2 protein-coding genes are annotated in these 2,778 nt (G+C 30.2%); both read left to right on the forward strand.

Annotated features, from left to right (window positions below):
• A partial coding sequence (locus J3U35_RS06665) for a peptidoglycan-binding domain-containing protein (RefSeq protein WP_267360387.1) occupies positions 1-1,166 on the forward strand: 1,166 nt, incomplete at its 5' end.
• A gap of 13 nt (positions 1,167-1,179) precedes the next feature.
• Positions 1,180-2,643 (forward strand): hypothetical protein, encoded by a 1,464-nt coding sequence (locus J3U35_RS06670; RefSeq protein WP_267360388.1) that lies wholly within the window; start codon positions 1,180-1,182, stop codon positions 2,641-2,643.
• Positions 2,644-2,778: the final 135 nt, after the last annotated feature.

The following is a 2,778-nucleotide window of genomic DNA, read 5'->3' on the forward strand; positions in this document are numbered from 1 at the left end:
CACCCGACAAGAAATTAACACAAGAGCAACTAAACTTATTGGGTAAAATAAATGAGTTAGAGGAGAAGTATAAATTATGGGAAAAAACCAAAGAAAAAGCGACAAAAATGCTCTGGTGGGATGATGTAGCCAAAGGTTTAGCTAAGCAAAGTAAGCAAAGTCAACAGACGGAACAAAGTGACACTGAAACTAAAAAAGAGCAATCAGCAGACACCTCAAGTAAACAAGCCGAAACTTCATCAAGGCTTGTCACCTTAAGTCAAAATGGTAGGGCGTGGTTTATACATCCTGTATCTATGGTAAATTATTTCTCTGATAATAAAGTGCTTTTCCAAAAAGGCGATAAAGATGAAATAATTCGAGAAATCAATATCCGTCTTGCTGGTTTTGGTGGCAATGTCCCGACTGATGAGTTTACGGAAAGAACAGAAAACATGATCAAACAGTTTCAACGTGATTATATGAAAGTTGAAGAAACGGGTGTTGTTGATATTCCAGTAATTGAAGCGATTGATAAGTTTCAAGAGGAATATCCAATAGCATCATATTTTGCTCAAGCTAACTGTAAATGTTCAACTTTTACTAATCTAAAAGAGCCAACTTGTGATGGGTTTGGTCTAAATAAAACCAATAATGGAAAAACAGGTAAAAATTATGCATCAGGAATTGAATATCCAGGCCTACATAGAACATTGTTTTGGGTATTAAGAAGCATTATGTTTTATATCGATTCAGATGAAAGATATCAACATTTGACAGTTGATATTGTATCTTCTGGTTATAGATGTTGGGCGGATAATATTTATCATAATCGACGAAGTACTAACCATATGGGTAAAGCTCTCGATATCCATGTAATTAAAAAAGAAAAAGCTAAATCGAAACACACCAATGATGAAAGGATTGTTTGTTGTGATTTAGTTAGAGATATTTTGACGGAAAAAACAAATGCGGAATATAGATGGTTTCATTCTAATGGCATTGCTTTAGAAAATAGTTATACAAGATATCATCCAAAAAAAGGGCGTGATAATAAAAGTATTGCGAGCAATTGGGTTCATTATGATGTTCGTGTTTTTGAGAGTCAATTTTTAGAAAATCAGTTTTTTGTGAAAACAGAAAAAGATGTCAATGGTAAATATTTAAAAGAGTTGGTTGAAAATTAGAGGAACTAATAATATGCATGGGTTTTATCTTTCTTTAATTAAAAAAAATATAATGTTAATAAGAATCATATGTTTATTATGTGTTTTCTTTAATTTTTCTAATGTTCATGCTAAAGATATTGAGCAACCTTACTGGATTTTAGATGAATATGTTGAAAATTATAACCAAATGAACAAAAATAATTATGACTTTGATTATTTAAACAATTTTAGAGTTAAATTAGTTAATAACATCATTTATATTAATGATGATCAATATAATGTTAGTGTACGTCAGACATCTGATATATCCCAATTACTGACAAAAGACCTAATAGAAAAACCAATCATCAACGAATTTATTTTACCAACAGGGGGGATAAATTATTTACAATTTGAAGATGTTTTAGACAGTAATTTAGCTAAATTATTATTACCAAAAGGCAGATTGATTTTAGGCAAAGAACAGTTGTTAATTATAAATGAATCTTTAGTTGCGTCTTTTTTAAAACCTAAAGACAAAAATTCATTTCTAACATTAGCTAATAAATTTCCCGCATTAGATTTACCAATTAATTCTCAAAGCTCAACAGATTTTATTAAGGATGGGAATTATCACAATTATCCTCAAAATATATCAAGAAGTTATCTACACTATTTAAAATTATTTGATGACAATAGTTTATATGAACAGTTAAATAATTACTTAACTAATTTGAATGGAATAAAATTACCAACAATAAATAATGTAATAAATCCTATTTTAATCAGTGGTACACAAGAGAATGAAGAGGAAATAGTTTATCTTCACCTTTTCTCTGAACAATTTAATTTTTTAGATAAAATTATATTGTCTTCTCGAATCGGTATGACAAGAGAAAATCCTGCAACAGGTGATTTGCCAATCGGATTTATTTATTACAATATTGATAAAAACTATTTTATTGAGCGTCGCCAACGTTTTGAAGATGAAACAATAGAAGTACAACATTTTCAAGTGACAAAAGAAGGGAAGTTTCAAGAGTTACCTGTCACCTCAAATTGCTACAGTGAATTAGCGGTTAAAGATAATAAAACACATTCAACAAAAAGCCTTTTACTAACTAGTCAACAAGCAAATAATTATATGCGCTTTGAAAGCAAGAGAATCGATGAACTTGATGATATCTCACTAACCTTAAATCCTGCTGATAAAAAGCTTTGTGTTAATTATCAACAAGCCTATTCATTTACCTTTGGTAAAGCGAAGTCAAAACAGTTATTTGGTAATGAAAAACTTTATCAACAGCAAGTCGAGAATTTTAAAAAATTTAATATAGATATTAGTAACGAGTTGGAATATATCACATTTGACAATATCGACAAATCACCATTAGCTAAATTTCTACTCAATGGAAATAAAGCGATTTATATGAACGAAATGCTCTTTATTGTGGGTGAAAATTATCTCGCAGCCTACAGACAGCCTACAGTTAACGAGCTAACTTACCAAGAATGATAATATCAAAAGGTGCAAAATTACTGGCGTCAGCATCAAAATCGGATACGGAAGTCGGTGAGCGTCTTAAAGGTTCGGAAATAAAAATATTAAGTAAAGAACAGAATATCAACTGGTTACAAATAGAGATTCAAA

Source organism: Gilliamella sp. B2717 (assembly GCF_026536675.1).
In the GTDB taxonomy this organism is placed as follows: domain Bacteria; phylum Pseudomonadota; class Gammaproteobacteria; order Enterobacterales; family Orbaceae; genus Gilliamella; species Gilliamella apicola_I.

Coding starts and splice junctions, on each gene's coding strand:
- J3U35_RS06670 (WP_267360388.1), top strand. CDS start 1,180: ATGCATGGGTTTTATCTTTCTTTAATTAAAAAAAATATAATGTTAATA.